Raw genomic sequence first — 16,557 nt, 5'->3', positions numbered from 1 at the left:
GCGGATCGTCGTCGCCGAACTGGCCGAGGCGCTCACCGCCCGCGCCCCCGACGGGCTGGACCCCCAGTTCCGCGCCCTGTTCGCCGGGGCCGGCGCGCAGGGCCGGCCGGTCCGGCAGGCGCGGCGCGGCGGCGCGGACAGGTCCGCGCGGGTTTCCGGGCCGCCCGGCGCTCCCCGGACCGCCCGGAAACCCGCGCGGCCGGGCCGCCCGGCACCGCGCGGACGTCCGCCTCTCGTCGCCCGTGCCGCACGCGTCGTACGTGCCCTACGGCGGATGCCCGCCCCGCGGCTGACCGGGCTGGGCACCGGGGTGTTCTGCGTGGCCGCGATGATCACGCTGGGGTGCCTCGACCGGCTGCTGTTCGGGGCGTCCCTGACGGTGTACGGCGTGCTGTTCCTGCCGGTGTGCGCGCTGACCGGGCTGTGGGCGCGCCCGGGGGACGTACTGACCGCGCCCATCGCGGTGCCGATCGCGTTCGCCGTGGGCCTGGTCGCCGTGGCCGAGAGCGGGGAGGGGGCCGGCGGGCGCCTGGCGGGCCTGGTGACCGCGCTGGCCACGGAGGCGGGGTGGCTGTACGCGGGAACGCTGCTGACCGGGCTCGTCGTGCTGGTCCGCAGGGCCCGCCTGATCCGGCGCCGCGCCGCCCGGAGCCGCCCGTCGGGCTGAGCACCGTCCGGCACCCGCCCGCCGGGGTGAGCGCCGTCCGGCACTCGGCGAGCGCTGTCCGACCGGCGCCGGCGGGTCTCAGCCGGCCGGCCAGGCCCCGGCGGGTCTCAGCCGGCCGGCGCCGTCTCCCCCGCCCCGGCCGCCCGCATCGCCGCCCCCACGATCCCCGCGTTGTTCTGGAGCTGCGCCGGGACGATCTCCGCCTTGACGCCCTCGATGCAGTGCAGGAACTTGCGGGACTTGCGGCTGACGCCACCGCCGATGATGAACAGCTCGGGCGAGAAGAGCATCTCGACGTGGGCGAGGTACCGCTGGACGCGCCGGGCCCACTGCTCCCAGGACAGATCCTGGTCCTCCTTGACCTTGCTGGAGGCGCGCTTCTCCGCGTCGTGGCCGTCGAGCTCCAGGTGGCCCAGCTCGGTGTTGGGGACGAGGACGCCGTCGGTGAAGACGGCGCTGCCGATGCCGGTGCCGAAGGTGAGGACGATGACGGTGCCGCGGCGGTCGCGGCCGGCGCCGAAATGCATCTCGGCGACGCCCGCCGCGTCCGCGTCGTTGACCACCGTCACCGGGAGCCCGCCGAGCCGCTCGCCGAACAGGGCGCGGGCGTCGGTGTCGATCCAGCCGCTGTCGACGTTCGCCGCCGTGCGGACGGTGGCGCCGCCGGTCACCACACCCGGGAAGGTCAGGCCCACCGGCCCCGTCCAGCCGAAGTGGTCGACGACCTGCTTCACGCCGTCGGCCACCCGGTCGGGCGTCGCCGGATGCGGGGTGAGCACCTTGTGGCGCTCCTGGGCCAGGTCCCCTCTGCCGAGGTCCACGGGAGCGCCCTTGATGCCGGAACCGCCGATGTCCACGCCGAAGATCTGCATGGCTCCACGTTACGACGGACCACTGACGGTCACTCCCCGCCGGACGGGGCCGGGCGGGAGCGGGGGCGGATCGCGGCGGCCGTCACCCGGTGCCGGACGCACCGGCGCCGCCCCGCTCGGCCACCAGCGCCGCCGCCTCGTCGCGCAGGTCGCGGCGCAGTTCCTTGGGCAGCGAGAAGGTGATGGACTCCTCGGCGGCCTTGACGATCTCCACGTCCTCGAAACCGCGCCCGGCGAGCCACTCCAGCACCTGCTCGACCAGGACCTCCGGGACCGAGGCGCCGGAGGTGACGCCGACGGTGGAGACGCCCTCCAGCCAGGTCTCGTCGATCTCGTCGGCGAAGTCCACCAGATACGCGGCGCGGGCGCCGGCCTGCTTGGCGACCTCCACGAGCCGCTTGGAGTTGGAGGAGTTTCGGGAGCCGACGACGATCACCAGATCGGCCTCGGCGCCCATCTGCTTCACCGCGAGCTGGCGGTTCTGCGTGGCGTAGCAGATGTCGTCGCTGGGCGGGGAGACGAGCTGGGGGAACTTCTCCTTCAGCGCGTCGACGGTCTCCATGGTCTCGTCGACGGAGAGCGTCGTCTGCGAGAGCCAGACGACCTTGGAGGGGTCGCGGACCTCGACCTTGTCCACGTCGCCGGGGCCGTCGACGAGCTGGATGTGGTCGGGGGCCTCGCCGGAGGTGCCGATGACCTCTTCGTGCCCCTCGTGGCCGATCAGGAGGATGTCGTAGTCCTCGTTGGCGAAGCGGACGGCTTCCTTGTGGACCTTGGTGACCAGGGGGCAGGTCGCGTCGATGGTGGCCAGCCGGCCGCGCTGGGCCTCCTCGTGGACGACGGGGGCCACCCCGTGCGCGGAGAACATCACGATGTTCCCCGGGGGGACCTCCTCCGTCTGTTCGACGAAGATGGCGCCCTTCTTCTCCAGCGTCTGGACGACGTACTTGTTGTGGACGATCTCGTGCCGGACGTAGATCGGGGCCCCGTACTGCTCCAGGGCCTTCTCGACGGCGATCACGGCGCGGTCCACACCCGCGCAGTAGCCCCGGGGGGCGGCGAGCAGGACACGGCGGCCAGGCGAAGCGGTCATGGGAACCATCGTAAGGCCGCGTTCGGGGGGTCAGAGATCGCGTGGCCGTCGCGTTCCCGGGGAGACTGGCCGTGAGCTGGAGTGGCTGGGGCGACCGGTGGGACAGAGGCGACGGACGAGGCACTGCGGAGGCACTGATGTCCGAGAGGTCGGGGACGTCCGGGACCGGCACGGCGGACCGGGACGGCGGTGACGGGCACGACCTGCGGCGCAGCCTCGGCTTCCGGGACCTGGTCGTCTACGGGCTGCTGTTCATCGCGCCGATGGCGCCGGTCGGCGTGTTCGGCACGCTGGACGCCAAGTCGCACGGGGCGGTGGCGCTGGTCTACCTCGTCGCGACCGTCGCGATGGCGTTCACCGCGTTCAGCTACGCCCAGATGGTGCGCGTCGTCCCCCAGGCGGGCTCGGTGTTCGCCTACGCGCGCGCGGGGCTGGGCCGGGGCGCCGGTTTCATCGCCGGCTGGATGGCCGCGCTGGACTACGTCCTGATCCCCGCCGTCGCCTACCTGTTCTCCGGGATCGCCATGAACGAGCTGGTCCCCGGGGTGTCGCGGTGGGTGTGGACGGCACTGGCGGTGGTGATCACGACCCTGCTGAACCTGTGGGGCGTGCGGGCGGCGGCCCGCGTGGGCTTCCTGGTGCTCGCCATGGAGATCGCCGTCCTGCTGGTGTTCGTCGTCGCGGCGCTGGTGGTGCTCGTCCGCGACGGCGCCGAGCGGGGCTGGCTGTCGCCGCTGACCGGGGACGGCTCGCAGGGGGCCTTCGCGCTGTCGGCGGTGATCGGCGCGGTGTCGGTGGCGGTCCTGTCGTACCTGGGCTTCGACGCGATCGCGACGTTCGCGGAGGAGGCCACCGGCGGGTCGCACCGGGTGGCGCGGGCGCTGCTGTTCTGCCTGGCGCTGGCGGGGCTGCTGTTCGTGGCGCAGACGTATCTGGTGGCGCTGCTGGAGCCGGTGCCGTCGGCACGGCTGGCGGCGGAACCGGGGCGGCAGGGGTCGGCGTTCTACGACGCCGTGGAGGCGTCGGTGGGGACGTGGCTGCGGGATCTGGTGGCGGTGAGCAAGGCGATCGGTGCCGCGTTCGCGGCGCTGGCCGGGCAGGCGGCGGCCGGGCGGCTGCTGTTCGCGATGGGGCGCGAGGGGCGGCTGCCGCGGGCACTGGCGCGGACCTCGGCCGGGGTGCCGCGCGTGGCGCTGCTGTGCGCGGCCGTGATCACCCTGGTGGCGGCGGTGTGGGCGGCGCGCCGCGACGACGGCATGGACCATCTGGTGTCGGTGGTCGACATCGGCGCGCTGACCGCGTTCACGCTGCTGCACGCGAGCGTGGTGGGCTGGTTCGCGGTGCGGCGCCGGGGTGGGGCGGTGAGCTGGTGGCGGCATGTGCTGCTGCCCGTGGCGGGCGCGGTGATCACCGTGGCCGTGATCGTGGAGGCGTCCGGGACGGCCCAGGTGGTGGGTGCGGTCTGGCTGGCGGCCGGGCTGGTGGTGCTGGTGGTGCAGGGCCGCAGGCGCGGGCCGGGCCCGGCCGGCGCGGGGTGAGTGTCCGGGCGGGGGGCGTTGTCGGCGCCTGCCGTTACGCTCGGGCGCATGGCTGTGAACACGACTCCCGAGTCCCCCCTGCCCGTCGGTGAGGTGTCACGGCTCATCGGGGGGTGGATCGACCGGCTCGGCGCGGTGTGGGTCGAGGGGCAGATCACGCAGCTGTCGCGGCGGCCGGGCGCGGGCGTGGTGTTCCTGACGCTGCGCGACCCGTCGTACGACATCTCCGTCAGCGTGACCTGCTACCGGCAGGTGTTCGACGCGGTCGCCGACGTGGTGGGCGAGGGCGCCCGGGTGGTCGTGCACGCCAAGCCGGAGTGGTACGCCCCGCGCGGGCAGCTGTCGCTGCGGGCCGCCGAGATCAAGCCGGTGGGGGTCGGCGAGCTGCTGGCCCGCCTGGAGCAGCTGAAGAAGTCGCTCGCGCGGGAGGGCCTGTTCGCGCCGGAGCGCAAGAAGCCGCTGCCGTTCCTGCCCCACCTCGTCGGGCTGGTGTGCGGGCGCGCCTCGGCGGCCGAGCGGGACGTGCTGGAGAACGCGCGCCACCGCTGGCCGGCGGTCCGCTTCGAGGTGCGCAACGTGGCCGTGCAGGGTGTGCACGCGGTGCCGCAGGTCGTGCAGGCCGTGAAGGAGCTGGACGGGATCGACGAGGTCGACGTGATCATCGTCGCGCGCGGCGGGGGCAGCGTGGAGGACCTGCTGCCCTTCTCCGACGAGCAGCTGGTGCGCGCGGTGGCGGCGTGCCGTACGCCGGTGGTGTCGGCGATCGGGCACGAGCCGGACACCCCGCTGCTGGACTACGTGGCCGACGTGCGCGCCTCGACCCCCACCGACGCGGCGAAGAAGGTGGTGCCGGACGTCGGGGAGGAGTACGAGCGCGTACGGCTGCTGCGCGACCGGGCGCGGCGCTGTGTGCGGGCGCTGGTCGAGCGGGAGGAGCGGGGGCTGGCCCACGCGCTCGCGCGGCCCGCGGTCCAGGACCCGCACCGGATGATCGACGAGCGGGCCGAGCAGGTGGCGTCCCTGCTCGGCCGGGGCCGGCGCAGTCTGCGGCACCACCTCGACCGCGCCGACTCCGAGCTGACGCACACGCACGCGCGCGTGGTGGCCCTCTCCCCCGCCGCGACCCTCAAGCGGGGGTACGCGGTGCTCCAGCGGGCCGACGGGCACGCCGTGCGCGACCCGGGCGAGGTGACGGCCGGGGAGACACTGCGCGCGCGGGTCTCCGAGGGTGAGTTCTCCGTACGAGTCGACGCATAAGGTGAGCGGATGACCAGCGAGGTGGATGAGACGGCGGCCCGGACCGAGGCCCTCGGTTACGAGCAGGCCCGGGACGAGCTGATCGAGGTCGTGCGGCGGCTGGAGGCGGGCGGTACGACGCTGGAGGAGTCGCTCGCCCTGTGGGAGCGGGGCGAGGAGCTGGCGAAGATCTGCCGGCGCCGGCTGGACGGCGCCCGGGCGCGGCTGGACGCGGCGCTGGCCGAGGAGGACGCGGCGCGGGCCGGCGAGGGGGACGCGCCCCAGGCCCCGTGACGGGTCACCTCCCGCTGCTGTCCTCGGCCAGCGTGTGGGCGACGAGCGCGTTGGCGTGCCCGTGGCCCAGGCCGTGTTCGGTCTTCAGCCAGGTCACGAGCTCCATGTGCCGGGTGAGCGGGGAGGTGCGGATGAGGTCCTTCCACTCGGCGACGGGACGGCCGTACTTCTTCTCGATGGACGGGAAGTAGGCGGCCGGCCCCTTCACGCTCTTGACGGGGGTCGCGGGCTGCGCGGTGTCGGTCATGCGGGTGGGTCCCTCCGGTGCGGTGTCGTCCGGCGCGTGCGGCCGCGTGCCGTTCTTTACGACCGGTCACGTGCGTTCTTTACGACTCCGTGCGGTGGGCCGGGTGATCGGCCGTCAGGTGTGGCGTGCATCACCACATGGCGTGAGGCGGACCACCACACCCCCCCTTTAATTGAACGTTGAACTTCCCTGGCGTAAGGTCGAGCACGCAACCCGGTCCGTACCGAAAGAAAGCCACGTATGTCTCTCGTTCTCGACCCCGCCGCCCAGGACCTGCTGTTCCGCGAGGCCCGCACCGCGAACACCTTCACCGACGAGCCGGTGACCGACGAGCAGGTGCAGGCGATCTACGACCTGGTCAAGTACGGTCCGACCGCCTTCAACCAGTCTCCGCTGCGCATCACGCTGGTCCGCTCCCCCGAGGCCCGTGAGCGCCTGGTGCGGCACATGGCCGAGGGCAACCAGCCCAAGACGGCCGCCGCCCCGCTGGTCGCGATCCTGTCGGCGGACAACGAGTTCCACGAGGAGCTGCCCGCGCTCTTCCCGCACTTCCCGCAGGCCAAGGACGCCTTCTTCGCCGAGCGCCCGGTGCGCGAGAACGCCGCCGCGCTCAACGCCGCGCTCCAGGCCGCGTACTTCATCGTCGGCGTCCGCGCCGCCGGTCTGGCCGCCGGCCCGATGACCGGCTTCGACTACGAGGGCGTCCGCAAGGAGTTCCTGGACGACGACCACACCCCGCTGATGATCGTCAACATCGGCAAGCCGGGCCCGGACGCCTGGTACCCGCGCTCCCCGCGCCTGGCGTACGACCAGGTCGTCACCACCGTCTGAGCCCCGCCCGGACATGAGGAAGGCCCCCGGCACACACCGCCGGGGGCCTTCCTCATGTCCGCGTGTCCGCGTTCACTCCATCTTCAGGGCCGCCGCCATCTTCGTGAGCTGGCCGAACGACCCGGTGCCGGCCACGACGGTCGTCGCCCGCCCGGCGCTCTCGCCGCCGGCCTCCCCGGCCGCCCCGGTGTCCTTCAGCACCAGCGCGTCGTACCGGCCGCCCGTGTACCGGACCCACGTCCGGCCGCCGATCTCCTGGGTGATCTCGGTCTCCCGCGCGCCCTGGCTCGCCTCGTCGATGAACCGGGAGGGCTTCTCCGTGGACTGCCCGACGGCCACGTACTCGCCGTCGGGGGTGTGGTAGCCCAGGTGCCAGCGCTCGAAGTCGTCACCGCGGAAGCGGACCGAGGTCGGCTTCCACGCCTCGGGCAGCCCCTCGGGCGCGGCGACCGGGTAGGACGCGGCGCGGCGCGCGGTGAGCAGCTCGACCCGGTAGTCGACCCTCTTGATGTCGGGTTCGGCGTCGTCGTCGTGCGGGATGAAGAGCCACATGACGCCGCCCACGAGCACGATGACGGCCAGGGAGAGGATCATGTCCCGCGCCGTCTTCTGCTTGCCGTTCGTACCTGCCACGCCCCCTATGGTCGCAGGTGCCCGACGCGCTCATCCGTGGGGTCCCCTGCTCATTTTGTATGCCTAACGATAGAGTCATGGCCAACACCCTCATCCGGCCGTCGTCGTATCAGAAAGGTGCGCTCCGATGACCGAGCATCATCATCTGCCGTCCGAGCTGGACGTCCCCTCCGAGGCCCCCGACCGCAACCTCGCCATGGAACTCGTCCGCGTGACGGAGGCCGCGGCGATGGCCGCCGGCCGCTGGGTCGGGCGGGGCGACAAGAACGGCGCCGACGGTGCCGCGGTGCGCGCCATGCGGACCCTCGTCCACACCGTGTCGATGAACGGCGTCGTGGTCATCGGCGAGGGCGAGAAGGACGAGGCCCCGATGCTCTTCAACGGGGAGCACGTCGGCGACGGGACCGGTCCCGAGTGCGACATCGCGGTGGACCCGATCGACGGCACCACGCTGACCGCCAAGGGCATGCCGAACGCGATCGCGGTGCTGGCCGCCGCCGAGCGCGGCTCGATGTTCGACCCGTCCGCCGTCTTCTACATGGACAAGCTGGTCACCGGGCCGGAGGCCGCCGACTTCGTCGACATCGACGCGCCGGTGGCGGTGAACATCCGCCGCGTCGCCAAGGCCAAGCGGTCCACGCCCGAGGACGTCACGGTCTGCATCCTGGACCGGCCGCGCCACCAGGAGCTGATCGACGAGGTCCGGCAGACCGGCGCCCGCATCAAGCTGATCTCCGACGGCGATGTCGCCGGCTCCATCCTGGCGCTGCGCGAGGGCACCGGCATCGACCTGCTGCTCGGCATCGGCGGCACCCCCGAGGGCATCATCTCGGCCTGCGCCGTGAAGTGCCTGGGCGGCACCATCCAGGGCAAGCTGTGGCCGAAGGACGACGAGGAGCGGCAGCGCGCGATCGACGCCGGGCACGACCTGGACCGCGTGCTGACCACCGACGACCTGGTCGCCGGCGACAACGTCTTCTTCGCCGCGACCGGCATCACCGACGGCGAGCTGCTGCGCGGCGTGCGCTACCGCTCCGAGACCGCCACGACGTCCTCGATCGTCATGCGCTCCAAGTCCGGCACGGTCCGCCGGATCGACTCCGAGCACCGGCTGAGCAAGCTGCGCGCGTACAGCGCGATCGACTTCGACCGGGCGAAGTAGCCCCGGGAGCCGGACCTCCGGGCAGCCGAGGGGCGCCCCTCTGTGCGGAGAGGGCGCCCCTTTCCCCTGCGTCGGGCTAACCCGCCGCGGCTATGCGCCCCGTCGCGCGTGCCGTCTTCTTCAGTTCCAGCTCGCGGCGCCGGCGCCGGGCCAGGACCACACGGCGCTCGGCGGCGGTGAGGCCGCCCCAGACGCCGTACGGCTCGGGCTGGAGCAGCGCGTGCTCGCGGCACTCGACCATGACCGGGCAGCGTGCGCAGACGCGTTTGGCCGCCTCCTCGCGGGAGAGCCGGGCAGCCGTGGGTTCCTTGGAGGGGGCGAAGAACAGGCCGGCCTCGTCCCGCCGGCACACCGCCTCGGTGTGCCACGGTGCGTCGTGGTCCCTGTCCCGCACGGGCACCCGCTGGGCCGGAACGGCAGCTGCATGCAGGGACGAATGCGGCGGTTGCAGCACGGTCTACTCCTGACGACGGCTTCGCGTGCGAGAGACGATGCAGCAAGGCCTACCCGCTGTACGCGCGCCTATGCACTGAGTTCCCAACCGCCGGTCGGCGCGGCACCGGCCCGCGCCCGCGCGGGCCCGCCGGGCCGCCGCGGGGCCGGCGGATTCACAACCGTCAATGATCCAGGTGTCTGCGCAGGCTCCGGTCGACCTTGCGGTGGACGCGGTCGAGGATGTCCGCGACGATCTTGCCCCGTTTGGGCCGCGCCTCGACGCTGCCCAGCACGGCCCAGCCGTCGATGTAGACGACGGGGGCCCCGGCGTCGGCCGAGTCGAGGGTGTCCACCTCGAAGCTGCCCAGGACGCCGCCGCCCGTGCCGCGCAGCGACACGTTCTGCGGGACGCGGATCTCGACGCTGCCGAAGACCGAGAACGCCTTGACGACCACCTGCTGGTACTCGAAGATCGCCTCGCTGAGGTCGATCTCGACGCTGCCGAAGACCGCCCAGGCGTGGATCCGGCGGCCGGGCCGCCAGCGGCCCTTGCGGACGGCGCCGCTGAAGACCGCGACCACGTTCTCGTCGGGGTCGGCGGGGATGACGCCGTCCTCCGGGCGGCGGGGGGCGGACGCGTAGACCGAGGCGGCCCGGACCTCGTGCGCGGCCGGCAGGTCCCGTACGAACACGTCCAGCTCGCCGACGGTCTTGGCGGCCAGCACCCCCTCGACGCGCTCGGCGTGCTCCTCCGCGGTCAGCCGGCCCTCGGCCAGGGCCTCGCGCAGCATGTCGGCGACGCGGTCGCGGTCGGCGTCCGAGGCGCGCAGTTCGGAGACGGGCGGGGGCGGGTCCTGCCGCGGCGCGTGCTTGTGAAGGTCCACGAGCGGCAGCCTACCGAAACGCGATAGATCGCGACTAGGGGTACGGAGCGCCGGGAGGGGTCGAACTGAGCGTTACCTCACAGACCCGCCGCCGACGGCAGGTTCTACGCTGGTGGGCGCTGCCAATGGAGGTCAGCCGCAGTCCGTCGAGTGAGGAATGGGCGAGATGCCTGAGTTCGCGTACACCGATCTGCTCCCCCAAGGAGAGGACACCACCCCGTACCGGCTGGTGACCTCCGAGGGTGTCTCCACGGTCGAGGGGCCGGACGGGCGGACGTTCCTGAAGGTGGAGCCGGAGGCGCTGCGCAAGCTGGCCGAGGAGGCCATCCACGACATCCAGCACTACCTGCGGCCGGCGCACCTGGCGCAGCTGCGCCGGATCATCGACGACCCCGAGGCGTCGGGCAACGACAAGTTCGTGGCGCTGGACCTGCTGAAGAACGCCAACATCGCGGCGGCGGGCGTGCTCCCCATGTGCCAGGACACCGGCACGGCGATCGTGATGGGCAAGCGCGGGCAGAACGTGCTGACGGCGGGCCGTGACGAGGAGGCCCTCTCGCGCGGCATCTACGACGCCTACACCAAGCTCAACCTGCGCTACTCGCAGATGGCGCCGCTGACCATGTGGGAGGAGAAGAACACCGGCTCCAACCTCCCCGCCCAGATCGAGCTCTACGCGACCGACGGGGACGCCTACAAGTTCCTGTTCATGGCCAAGGGCGGCGGCAGCGCGAACAAGTCGTTCCTCTACCAGGAGACCAAGGCGGTCCTGAACGAGACCTCCATGATGAAGTTCCTGGAGGAGAAGATCCGCTCGCTCGGCACGGCCGCCTGCCCGCCGTACCACCTGGCGATCGTCGTCGGCGGCACCAGCGCCGAGTACGCGCTGAAGACCGCGAAGTACGCCTCCGCGCACTACCTGGACAACATGCCCACCGAGGGCTCCCCGCTCGGCCACGGCTTCCGGGACAAGGAGCTGGAGGAGAAGGTCTTCGAGCTCACCCAGAAGATCGGCATCGGCGCGCAGTTCGGCGGCAAGTACTTCTGCCACGACGTCCGCGTGATCCGCCTGCCGCGGCACGGCGCCTCCTGCCCGGTGGCCCTCGCGGTCTCCTGCTCCGCCGACCGCCAGGCCGTCGCCAAGATCACCCCCGAGGGCGTCTTCCTGGAGCGGCTGGAGACGGACCCGGCGCGCTTCCTGCCGGACACCACCGACGCCCAGCTCGACGAGGGCGACGTGGTGAGGATCGACCTGAACCAGCCGATGGAGCGGATCCTCGCCGAGCTGACCAAGTACCCGGTCAAGACGCGGCTGTCGCTGACCGGCCCGCTGGTGGTGGCCCGCGACATCGCGCACGCCAAGATCAAGGAGCGGCTGGACGCGGGCGAGGGGATGCCGCAGTACCTGAAGGACCACCCGGTGTACTACGCGGGCCCCGCCAAGACGCCCGAGGGCTACGCGTCGGGCTCCTTCGGCCCGACGACGGCCGGGCGCATGGACTCCTACGTGGAGCGGTTCCAGGCCGCGGGCGGGTCCAAGGTGATGCTGGCCAAGGGCAACCGCAGCAAGCAGGTCACGGACGCGTGCGCCGCGCACGGCGGCTTCTACCTGGGCTCCATCGGCGGTCCCGCCGCCCGCCTGGCGCAGGACTGCATCAAGAAGGTCGAGGTCCTGGAGTACGAGGAGCTCGGCATGGAGGCCGTCTGGAAGATCGAGGTCGAGGACTTCCCCGCCTTCATCGTCGTCGACGACAAGGGCAACGACTTCTTCCAGGACCCGGCGCCCGCGCCGACCTTCACCTCCATTCCGGTGCGGGGCCCCGGCCTCGGCTGACGGACGCGGTGACGGTTCGCCTCCACGGGGAACAGTGCTCCCGTCGCGGACGCTGTGAGACGTGGAGGTGATCGTCGATGACCGACGAGGGACAGGACAGGACCGGCCCGGGCGAGTACCGCATCGAGCACGATTCGATGGGCGAGGTGCGGGTCCCGGCCCACGCCAAGTGGCGGGCCCAGACCCAGCGGGCGGTGGAGAACTTCCCCGTCTCCGGGCAGCGCATCGAGCGCGCCCACATCGAGGCGCTGGCGCGGATCAAGCAGGCGGCGGCCAAGGTCAACGCCGAGCTGGGCGTCCTGGACGAGGAGATCGCCGGGGCGATCCAGGAGGCCGCCGGCGAGGTGGCCGCCGGGCGGTGGGACGACCACTTCCCCGTCGACGTGTTCCAGACCGGCTCCGGAACCTCGTCCAACATGAACGCCAACGAGGTCATCGCCACCCTCGCCAGTGAGCGCCTGGGCCGTGACGTGCATCCCAACGACCACGTCAACGCCTCGCAGTCGTCCAACGACGTCTTCCCCTCCTCGATCCACATCGCGGCCACCGCCGCCGTCACCCGGGACCTGATCCCGGCTCTCGAGCACCTGGCGGCGGCGCTGGAGCGCAAGGCGGAGGAGTTCGCCGACGTGGTGAAGGCCGGGCGGACCCATCTGATGGACGCCACGCCCGTGACGCTGGGGCAGGAGTTCGGCGGCTACGCCGCCCAGGTCCGGTACGGGATCGAACGGCTGAACGCCTCCCTGCCCCGGCTCGCCGAGCTTCCGCTGGGCGGGACCGCGGTCGGCACCGGCATCAACACCCCGCCCGGTTTCTCCGCCGCCGTGATCGCGGAGGTGGCCCGCGCGACGGGGCTGCCGCTCACCGAGGCGCGCGACCACTTCGAGGCGCAGGGCGCGCGGGACGGGATCGTCGAGACCAGCGGGCAGCTGCGGACGATCGCCGTCGGGCTGACGAAGATCGCCAACGATCTGCGCTGGATGTCCTCCGGGCCCCGCACCGGCCTCGCGGAGATCACACTGCCCGATCTCCAGCCCGGTTCGTCGATCATGCCGGGGAAGGTGAATCCGGTCATCCCCGAGGCGGTGCTCATGGTCTGCGCCCAGGTGATCGGCAACGACGCCACCGTGGCCACCGCCGGGGCGGCCGGCAACTTCGAGCTCAACGTGATGCTGCCGGTCATCGCCAAGAACGTGCTGGAGTCGGTCCGGCTGCTCGCCAACGTCTCGCGGCTGCTGGCCGACCGGACCGTCGACGGCGTCGTGGCGCAGCGCGACCGCGCGCGCGAGTACGCCGAGTCGTCGCCGTCCGTCGTCACCCCGCTCAACCGCTACATCGGGTACGAGGAGGCCGCCAAGGTCGCCAAGAGGGCGCTGGCGGAACGGAAGACGATCCGTCAGGCCGTGCTGGAGGGGGGCTATGTGGAGCGCGGGGACCTGACGGAGGAGCAGCTGGACGAGGCGCTGGACGTCCTGCGGATGACCCGTCCCTGACCGGCTCACTGACCGGCCGGGCGCCCCCGGACACGGCCCGCACCCGGGCGCACGGGCCGCTCCCCGGCCGGGCCGCTGGGCGCCCCCGCTCCGGCGGGCGAACCGTGACGCGCGCCGCAGCGTCGTATGCAGCGGGCACCTAATATCTGGCCATGACGGACGGTGAATCGGTGACGGCAGCGGCGCGAGCGGGCGGGACGGCTTTCTGGAAGCCCGGCAGCCAGATCCTGTGGCGGTACCGGGAGAACGGCGGCACGCGGATACACATCGCCCGCCCCGTGACCGTCGTACGGGACGACGCCGAGGTGCTCGCCGTGTGGATGGCGCCGGGCACCGAGTGCGTCAAGCCCGCCCTCGCCGACGGCACCCCGGTCCACCAGGAGCCGTTGGCGTCGCGCTACACCAAGCCCCGGACCGTGCGGCGCGACCGGTGGTTCGGCACCGGTGTGCTGAAGCTGGCGCGGCCGGGCGAGCCCTGGTCGGTGTGGCTGTTCTGGGAGCCGGGCTGGCGGTTCAAGAACTGGTACGTGAACCTGGAGGAGCCGCTCGCCCGCTGGTCGGGCGGCGTGGACTCGGAGGACCATTTCCTGGACATCTCCGTGCAGCCGGACGGACGTTGGCACTGGCGGGACGAGGACGAGTTCGCACAGGCCCAGCGGGACGGGCTGATGGACGCCCGGCTCGCCGAGCGGGTGCGCCGGGCGGGACGGTCCGCCGTGGAGGTGATCCGGGCCTGGGGCCCGCCGTTCCGCGACGGCTGGCAGGACTGGCGCCCGGACCCCTCCTGGCCGGTACCGTCGTTGCCGGAGGACTGGGACCGTACGCCCGCGCACGTGTCCTCATGAGACCCTTGCTGCGCCCCCGGGCAAGAAACGTAGGATCGTCCTCCGCAAGGGGAGCGCGGCGGCAACGAGCGGAGCGCACGCCGGGCTTGACCGATCGTCACCGAGGGGCGGCAGGACGTGAGCGAGAGGTACGAGGGCACCGCCGGCACGGGCCGCAGCCGGCCGGCCGGTCGCATGGCAACAGCCTCTGACCACACGGAAATTCCGTTCCTGGGGCACGTGAACCGGGTATCGGGACTTCTGCGGGACGAACTGCGCGTGCGGCGCGCAGCCCCGGACGGATGGATTCGACACGCGTGACGGAGCACCCGACCTCCTTCGAACGCCCCACGGCGGGCGTCGACCCCGCGGATCCCCGCGGGGCACTGCTGCGTGCCCCCGCGCCGGCGCACACGCCCGGCGCCGCGGCCTTACCGGCGCCGGGCGCCGAGGGGCGGGCCGGAGAGACCCCGGCCGGGCCGACGACGGGCCCGGACGGCGCCTTCGAGCATTCCCAGCCGCCCGCCGGGCAGGCCGCCGAGCCCGACACGCACCGGCCGCGCCCCGTGCCCGAGACCATCCCGGCCCAGCCGGGCGGTGAGACGGCCCCGGCGGGGCCGGAGCGGCGCACCGGGCAGATCCCGGCGCCGGGCCGGCCCACGCCGATGCGCCGGGACGGGGACCGGCTGCGGTTCGTGGGGGCCGCGACCCGGCGGATCGCCCGCGGCATGGACCTCGACGAGATCGTGATGGGGCTGTGCCGGGCCACCGTGCCCACGTTCGCCGACGCGATCCTCGTCTATCTGCGCGAGCCGCTGCCGGTCGGTGACGAGCGGCCGTCCGGCCCGCTGGTGCTGCGGCTGCGCCGCACCGACCGGATACCGGCGGACCGCGACACCGAGGGCGGGTTCATGCCGGCGGTCCAGCCGGAGCCGTCCGAGCTGGACTCGGTCGGCTCCGAGCTGTGCGAGGTGCGGCCCGGCAGCGCGCTCGCGGAGGTGCTGCGAGGGGTCCGGCCGGTGTTCACCGACGCGCCCGCCGCCCGCGCCGCCCTTCCCGAACTGCTCGGAGAGGGCGGCGAGTTCGCCATACCCGGCGGGCAGCGCGCCATCCTCGCGCCGCTGCGGGGGCGGCGCCGGGTCATCGGGGCGGCGCTGTTCCTGCGCGGCCCGGAGCGCATCGCGTTCGAGACCGACGACCTGCTGGTGGCGGCCCAGCTCGCCACGCACAGCGCCCTCGGCATCGACAAGGCGGTGCTCTACGGCCGCGAGGCGTACATCGCCGACGAATTGCAGCGCACCATGCTGCCGGAGAACCTGCCGCGCTGCACCGGCGTGCGGCTAGCCTCCCGCTATCTGCCGGCCGCGGAGACCGCGCGGGTGGGCGGCGACTGGTACGACGCCATCCCGCTGCCCGGCAGCCGGGTCGCCCTCGTCGTCGGCGACGTCATGGGCCACTCCATGACCTCCGCCGCGATCATGGGTCAGCTGCGCACGACCGCGCAGACCCTGGCCGGGCTCGACCTGCCGCCGCAGGAGGTCCTGCACCACCTCGACGAGCAGGCCCAGCGGCTGGGCACCGACCGCATGGCGACCTGCCTGTACGCGGTGTACGACCCGGTCGCGCACCGCATCACCGTCGCCAACGCCGGCCACCCGCCGCCCGTCCTGCTGCACCTGGGCGGCCGGGCCGAGGTGCTGTCGGTGCCGGCGGGCGCCCCGATCGGTGTGGGCGGTGTCGACTTCGAGGCGGTGGAGCTGGACGCGCCCGCCGGGGGGACGCTGCTGCTGTACACCGACGGGTTGGTGGAGTCCCGGCTGCGGGACGTGTGGACCGGCATAGAACAGCTCCGGGAGAAGCTGGAGGCGACCGCCGAGCTGACCGGAGCCGACCACGCGCCGCCGCTGGAGGCGCTGTGCGACGAGGTGCTGGACATGCTCGGCCCGGGCGACCGGGACGACGACATCGCGCTGCTCGCGGCCCGCTTCGACGGGATCGCGCCGAGCGACGTGGCGTACTGGGAGCTGGAGCCGGAGGAGACCGCCCCCGGCCGGGCCCGGCGCCTGGCCCGCCGGGAACTGGCCCGCTGGGGCCTGGAGGAGCTCAGCGACTCCGTGGAGCTGCTGGTGAGCGAGGTCGTGACCAACGCCGTGCGGTACGCGTCCCGGCCGGTCACCCTGCGGCTGCTGCGCACGGACGTGCTGCGCTGCGAGGTCGGCGACGACGTGCCGCAACTGCCCCGCCTGCGGCAGGCGCGGGCCACGGACGAGGGCGGACGCGGGCTGTATCTGGTCAACCGGATGGCCCGGCGGTGGGGCGCGACCCGGCTGAGCACGGGCAAGGTGGTCTGGTTCGAGCTGAACCGGTGACCTTCGGGCCCGACCGGTGACGAGGCGGCGCGGGGCGCCCGGCCACCGCCGGTTTACCTTCTGGCCCATTACCGGGTTCCTTCCTTGCTGCTGACGACCACGGTGATGTGGCTGGTCCGCTTGCGGATCCGGTAGGCGCGGCCCT

16 protein-coding genes and 1 pseudogene are annotated in these 16,557 nt (G+C 72.9%); 10 read left to right on the top strand and 7 right to left on the bottom strand.

Annotated elements, in window-relative coordinates:
• The coding region (locus AB0L74_RS34150) for a DUF6542 domain-containing protein (protein ID WP_365661281.1) at positions 1-667 on the top strand (667 nt) is incomplete at its 5' end.
• A 107-nt stretch (positions 668-774) separates the two neighbouring features.
• Here AB0L74_RS34150 and ppgK read toward each other — a convergent pair.
• Positions 775-1,539, bottom strand: coding sequence for a polyphosphate--glucose phosphotransferase (gene ppgK, locus AB0L74_RS34145; protein ID WP_365661278.1), 765 nt, complete (start codon positions 1,537-1,539; stop codon positions 775-777).
• An 82-nt stretch (positions 1,540-1,621) separates the two neighbouring features.
• On the bottom strand, positions 1,622-2,641 hold the full coding sequence (locus tag AB0L74_RS34140; RefSeq protein ID WP_365661276.1) for a 4-hydroxy-3-methylbut-2-enyl diphosphate reductase: 1,020 nt from the start codon (positions 2,639-2,641) through the stop codon (positions 1,622-1,624).
• Positions 2,642-2,769: 128 nt separating this feature from the next.
• Here AB0L74_RS34140 and AB0L74_RS34135 point away from each other — a divergent pair, with 128 nt between their 5' ends.
• The 3 genes from AB0L74_RS34135 to AB0L74_RS34125 are packed head-to-tail and all read left to right on the top strand — an operon-like array spanning position 2,770 to position 5,700.
• Complete coding sequence (locus AB0L74_RS34135) at positions 2,770-4,170, top strand: APC family permease (RefSeq protein WP_365661273.1); 1,401 nt, start codon at positions 2,770-2,772, stop codon at positions 4,168-4,170.
• A gap of 48 nt (positions 4,171-4,218) precedes the next feature.
• The gene (gene xseA / locus AB0L74_RS34130) at positions 4,219-5,427 is read left to right on the top strand and encodes an exodeoxyribonuclease VII large subunit (protein ID WP_365661270.1); all 1,209 of its coding nucleotides are present in this window, start codon (positions 4,219-4,221) and stop codon (positions 5,425-5,427) included.
• 9 nt (positions 5,428-5,436) lie between these two features.
• Positions 5,437-5,700, top strand: coding sequence for an exodeoxyribonuclease VII small subunit (locus AB0L74_RS34125; protein WP_365661267.1), 264 nt, complete (start codon positions 5,437-5,439; stop codon positions 5,698-5,700).
• A gap of 4 nt (positions 5,701-5,704) precedes the next feature.
• Here AB0L74_RS34125 and AB0L74_RS34120 read toward each other — a convergent pair whose 3' ends face one another.
• Positions 5,705-5,947, bottom strand: a complete 243-nt coding sequence (locus AB0L74_RS34120; protein ID WP_365661264.1) for a DUF4287 domain-containing protein — start codon at positions 5,945-5,947, stop codon at positions 5,705-5,707.
• Between the two features lie 240 nt (positions 5,948-6,187).
• On the opposite strand from AB0L74_RS34120, the gene AB0L74_RS34115 reads away from it, so the two are divergent.
• A complete protein-coding gene (locus AB0L74_RS34115) occupies positions 6,188-6,778 on the top strand; it encodes a malonic semialdehyde reductase (RefSeq protein ID WP_365661263.1) in 591 nt (196 codons plus the stop codon).
• 72 nt (positions 6,779-6,850) lie between these two features.
• On the opposite strand, the gene AB0L74_RS34110 is transcribed toward AB0L74_RS34115, so the two are convergent.
• A complete protein-coding gene (locus tag AB0L74_RS34110; RefSeq protein ID WP_365661259.1) occupies positions 6,851-7,411 on the bottom strand; it encodes a DUF4245 domain-containing protein in 561 nt (186 codons plus the stop codon).
• Positions 7,412-7,538: 127 nt separating this feature from the next.
• Here AB0L74_RS34110 and glpX point away from each other — a divergent pair, with 127 nt between their 5' ends.
• The gene (gene glpX, locus AB0L74_RS34105; protein ID WP_365661256.1) at positions 7,539-8,573 is read left to right on the top strand and encodes a class II fructose-bisphosphatase; all 1,035 of its coding nucleotides are present in this window, start codon (positions 7,539-7,541) and stop codon (positions 8,571-8,573) included.
• A gap of 76 nt (positions 8,574-8,649) precedes the next feature.
• On the opposite strand, the gene AB0L74_RS34100 is transcribed toward glpX, so the two are convergent.
• Entirely contained in the window at positions 8,650-9,027 is a 378-nt protein-coding gene (locus AB0L74_RS34100) for a WhiB family transcriptional regulator (RefSeq protein ID WP_365661254.1), read from the bottom strand.
• Between the two features lie 163 nt (positions 9,028-9,190).
• Positions 9,191-9,892: a DUF1707 domain-containing protein gene (locus AB0L74_RS34095; RefSeq protein ID WP_365661252.1), complete on the bottom strand. Its 702-nt coding sequence runs from the start codon at positions 9,890-9,892 to the stop codon at positions 9,191-9,193.
• A 157-nt stretch (positions 9,893-10,049) separates the two neighbouring features.
• Here AB0L74_RS34095 and AB0L74_RS34090 point away from each other — a divergent pair, with 157 nt between their 5' ends.
• The 4 genes from AB0L74_RS34090 to AB0L74_RS34075 all read left to right on the top strand — a co-directional run bounded on the left by AB0L74_RS34090 (position 10,050) and on the right by AB0L74_RS34075 (position 16,412).
• Positions 10,050-11,726, top strand: coding sequence for a fumarate hydratase (locus AB0L74_RS34090; RefSeq protein WP_365661250.1), 1,677 nt, complete (start codon positions 10,050-10,052; stop codon positions 11,724-11,726).
• Between the two features lie 77 nt (positions 11,727-11,803).
• Positions 11,804-13,219 carry a class II fumarate hydratase gene (locus AB0L74_RS34085; protein WP_365661248.1) on the top strand — a complete coding sequence of 472 codons (1,416 nt, stop codon included), beginning with the start codon at positions 11,804-11,806 and terminating at the stop codon, positions 13,217-13,219.
• A 152-nt stretch (positions 13,220-13,371) separates the two neighbouring features.
• Positions 13,372-14,064: a DUF402 domain-containing protein gene (locus AB0L74_RS34080; RefSeq protein ID WP_365661247.1), complete on the top strand. Its 693-nt coding sequence runs from the start codon at positions 13,372-13,374 to the stop codon at positions 14,062-14,064.
• A gap of 281 nt (positions 14,065-14,345) precedes the next feature.
• Entirely contained in the window at positions 14,346-16,412 is a 2,067-nt protein-coding gene (locus tag AB0L74_RS34075; RefSeq protein ID WP_365661245.1) for a SpoIIE family protein phosphatase, read from the top strand.
• A gap of 68 nt (positions 16,413-16,480) precedes the next feature.
• Here the strand turns inward: AB0L74_RS34075 and AB0L74_RS34070 are convergent.
• Positions 16,481-16,557 (bottom strand): annotated as a pseudogene (locus AB0L74_RS34070) (50S ribosomal protein L22); the annotation flags it as partial.

The sequence above is a fragment of the Streptomyces sp. NPDC052020 genome, assembly GCF_040680575.1.
Lineage (GTDB): Bacteria > Actinomycetota > Actinomycetes > Streptomycetales > Streptomycetaceae > Streptomyces.
The sequence above is the reverse complement of the archived record's forward strand: the minus strand, read 5'-3'. Positions and strand labels throughout refer to the sequence as shown.

What these genes read in the sequence shown, in the direction of transcription:
- ppgK (WP_365661278.1), bottom strand. Translation starts at nt 1,539, where the DNA reads ATGCAGATCTTCGGCGTGGACATCGGCGGTTCCGGCATCAAGGGCGCT.
- AB0L74_RS34140 (WP_365661276.1), bottom strand. Translation starts at nt 2,641, where the DNA reads ATGGTTCCCATGACCGCTTCGCCTGGCCGCCGTGTCCTGCTCGCCGCC.
- AB0L74_RS34135 (WP_365661273.1), top strand. Translation starts at nt 2,770, where the DNA reads ATGTCCGAGAGGTCGGGGACGTCCGGGACCGGCACGGCGGACCGGGAC.
- xseA (WP_365661270.1), top strand. Translation starts at nt 4,219, where the DNA reads ATGGCTGTGAACACGACTCCCGAGTCCCCCCTGCCCGTCGGTGAGGTG.
- AB0L74_RS34125 (WP_365661267.1), top strand. Translation starts at nt 5,437, where the DNA reads ATGACCAGCGAGGTGGATGAGACGGCGGCCCGGACCGAGGCCCTCGGT.
- AB0L74_RS34120 (WP_365661264.1), bottom strand. Translation starts at nt 5,947, where the DNA reads ATGACCGACACCGCGCAGCCCGCGACCCCCGTCAAGAGCGTGAAGGGG.
- AB0L74_RS34115 (WP_365661263.1), top strand. Translation starts at nt 6,188, where the DNA reads ATGTCTCTCGTTCTCGACCCCGCCGCCCAGGACCTGCTGTTCCGCGAG.
- glpX (WP_365661256.1), top strand. Translation starts at nt 7,539, where the DNA reads ATGACCGAGCATCATCATCTGCCGTCCGAGCTGGACGTCCCCTCCGAG.
- AB0L74_RS34090 (WP_365661250.1), top strand. Translation starts at nt 10,050, where the DNA reads ATGGGCGAGATGCCTGAGTTCGCGTACACCGATCTGCTCCCCCAAGGA.
- AB0L74_RS34085 (WP_365661248.1), top strand. Translation starts at nt 11,804, where the DNA reads ATGACCGACGAGGGACAGGACAGGACCGGCCCGGGCGAGTACCGCATC.
- AB0L74_RS34080 (WP_365661247.1), top strand. Translation starts at nt 13,372, where the DNA reads ATGACGGACGGTGAATCGGTGACGGCAGCGGCGCGAGCGGGCGGGACG.
- AB0L74_RS34075 (WP_365661245.1), top strand. Translation starts at nt 14,346, where the DNA reads ATGGATTCGACACGCGTGACGGAGCACCCGACCTCCTTCGAACGCCCC.